Origin of the sequence: Variovorax trehalosi, from assembly GCF_051216415.1 — a bacterium.
GTDB lineage: Bacteria > Pseudomonadota > Gammaproteobacteria > Burkholderiales > Burkholderiaceae_C > Variovorax.
The window spans coordinates 1-3,070 of the sequence record NZ_JBPJZG010000022.1 but is presented as its reverse complement, the minus strand read 5'-3'; the positions used below and the strand labels follow the sequence as shown (position 1 = coordinate 3,070).

The window sequence follows — 3,070 nt, the reverse complement described above, 5'->3', positions numbered from 1 at the left end:
CTGGCCTTCATGCTTCAGGACGCATCACCGGTCTGCGTGATCAGCGACACCGCCACTGCCCAGTTGCTGCCGCAGGGAACGCCCGTGCTGCTGCTCGATGACCCTCGCACCGAGGCCGCAATTGCAGGCAGCGCGCGCGTCAACCCCACCGACCACGATCGCTCGCAATCTCTTTCTCCCTCCAACCCCGCCTACGTCATCTACACATCCGGCTCCACCGGAAGACCCAAGGGCGTGGTGATCCCCCAGCAGAATGTCGTAAGACTCCTGGGAGCCACAGAGCAGTGGTTCCAGTTCGGTACGCGCGATGTCTGGACCCTGTTCCATTCGCACGCGTTCGACTTCTCCGTTTGGGAACTCTGGGGCGCCCTGTTGCGGGGCGGACGCCTGATCATCATCCCGAGCCAGATCAGCCGCTTTCCAACGGAGTTCCTAGAACTGCTCGTGCGCGAGAAGGTCACTGTTCTGAATCAGACGCCCTCGGCTTTCTACCAGCTCATGCAGGCCGACCAGGAGCGAGCCGGCCCGCGATCCGAACTGGCGCTGCGCTGCGTGATCTTCGGCGGCGAGGCACTGGAACTCAAGCGGCTGCAGGACTGGTATGAACGCCACGGCGACAGCGCCCCGACCCTCGTCAACATGTACGGCATCACGGAGACGACGGTCCATGTCAGCTATATCGCCTTGAATCGGCAGATCGCTGCGATGGAGGCCAACAGCCTGATTGGCCGTGGCATTCCCGACCTTCAGGTGTACGTGCTTGACGCCCAGCTGCAGCCGGTGCCCGCGGGCGTGCCCGGCGAGCTGTACATCGCCGGCGCAGGCCTGGCGCGCGGCTATCTGAACCGCCCCGCCCTCACCGCCGAGCGCTTCGTGGCCAACCCCTTCGGTGCATCGGGCAGCCGGATGTACCGCACGGGCGACCTCGCGCGATGGCGTGACGACGGCGTGCTCGACTTCCTCGGGCGCGCCGACCAGCAGGTCAAGATCCGGGGCTTCCGTATCGAGCTTGGCGAGATTGAGGCTGCGTTGGTCCGGCAGCCTGATGTTGGCCAGGCAGCCGTCATTGCGCGTGAGGACACTCCAGGACACAAGCAGCTTGTGGGCTATGTCGTAGCCGGGGCTGCACAGCGCATCGACACCGCGGCTCTGCGCCATGCGCTGTCCGACGCCTTGCCCGAGCACATGGTCCCCGCTGCCATCGTCGTGCTCGATGCGCTGCCCCTGACACCCAACGGCAAGCTTGACCGCAAGGCGTTGCCCGCTCCGGACTTCACGCCCCAGAGCATTCGCTCCCCGCGAACGCCTCAAGAAGAAATCCTTGCCACGCTCTTCGCCGAAGTCCTGCGCCTCCCAAAGGTGGGCATCGACGACAACTTCTTCGACCTCGGCGGCGACAGCATCAGCTCCATTCAGCTGGTCAGTTGCGCGCGCAAAGCGGGCCTGGTCATCACCCCACGCAACGTCTTCCAGCACCAAAACGTCGCTGCACTCGCCATTGCTGCTGTTCCGCTGGACACGCGCAGCATCGAAGTCGACGTCGCGGTGGGCCCCGTGCCCCTGACGCCCATCGTGCATTGGCTGCGCGAACGCGGTGGCCCCATCGGCCGGTTCAACCAGTCGATGCTTCTGCAGGTGCCCGCGAACCTGCAGAAGGCGCATCTGGTCGCCGCACTTCAGGCACTGCTCGACCATCACGATGCGCTGCGCATGCGGCTGGTTTCCACACCGGTCCCTGAAAGCGCGACCTGGCAATTGGAGGTCCTTCCCCCCGAGGCCGCCCGCGCAGAAGACTGCGTGCACCAAGTCGACATGATCGGCCTGCATGAGGATGGCTTGCGGGTGCTCGTGGCGGAGACCTCGCGTGCCGCAGCGGGACGCCTGAACCCCGCCGCAGGGCACATGCTGCAAGCCGTCTGGTTCGACGCCGGGGGCATGCAGCCCGGACGCCTGCTGCTCACGATCCACCATCTCGTGGTCGACGGCGTCTCCTGGCGCATCCTCGTGCCGGACCTCGAGTCGGCCTGGCAGGCGATACAGCGCGGCGAGCGCGTGAAGTTGGGGCCGCGCGGCAGTTCGCTGCGGCGCTGGGCCTTGCAGTTGGAGGCGGAAGCCTCCCGTTCCACCCGTTTGGCCGAGTTGCCCCTGTGGACATCCATCGCGGGTGCTCCGGACCCCTTGCTCTCCCAACGCCCGCTCGACGCGTCCATGGATACGATTGCAACGAGCAGGCGCCTCGTGCTGAACCTCCCGAGTACGCTGACCTCGTCCTTGCTCACGCAGGTGCCAATGCTCTTCCATGGGCGCATCAACGATGTGCTGTTGACAGCCTTTGCACTGGCGGTAGCCGATTGGCGCCGTCGACGCGACCCGGGGCATGGCCCAAGCGTCCTGTTCAATCTGGAGGGCCATGGCCGTGAGGAGATCTTCAATGATGTGGACCTCTCGCGCACCGTAGGCTGGTTCACCACCATCTTCCCTGTGCGGCTGGACCTGCAGGATATCGACCTCGATGACGCATTGCGTGGCGGAGGCGATCTGGGCCGCGCACTCAAGCAGAGCAAGGAACAGTTGCGCGCCCTGCCCGACAACGGCCTGGGCTTCGGGCTGCTGCGCTACCTGAACCCCGAGACGGCCAGGGTGCTGGGGACCGGCGCGCCGCAGATCGGCTTCAACTACCTGGGCCGCTTTGGAACGCCCACGGCACGCGACTGGGGCGCAGCGCCCGAAGCCGGCGCACTGGGGGGAGGCGCCGATGCACGGGCTCCGCTTTCGCATGCGATCTCGCTGGACGCGCTCACCCGCGACCTGGCCGACGGTCCCGCGCTCTCGGCCACGTGGTCCTGGGCCGGTGAGCTCTTCTCCGAGGAAGACATCCGCGACCTCGGTCAGACATGGTTCCGGGTACTGGAGGCGCTCGTAGTCCATGCCCGGCAGCCCGCGGCCGGGGGCTTCACACCGTCGGACTTCCCCCTGCTCACACTGAGCCAGGCCGAAATCGAGCAACTGGAAGAGTCCTCGCCCCCACTGGAGGAGATCCTGCCGCTGTCGGCCCTGCAACAGGGCCTGC

General features: G+C 66.2%; 1 protein-coding gene. It reads left to right on the top strand.

The genetic code is table 11. The annotated features are described in order from the left end of the window. A partial coding sequence (locus tag ACSFA7_RS33510) for an amino acid adenylation domain-containing protein (RefSeq protein ID WP_435503352.1) occupies positions 1 to 3,070 on the top strand: 3,070 nt, incomplete at both ends.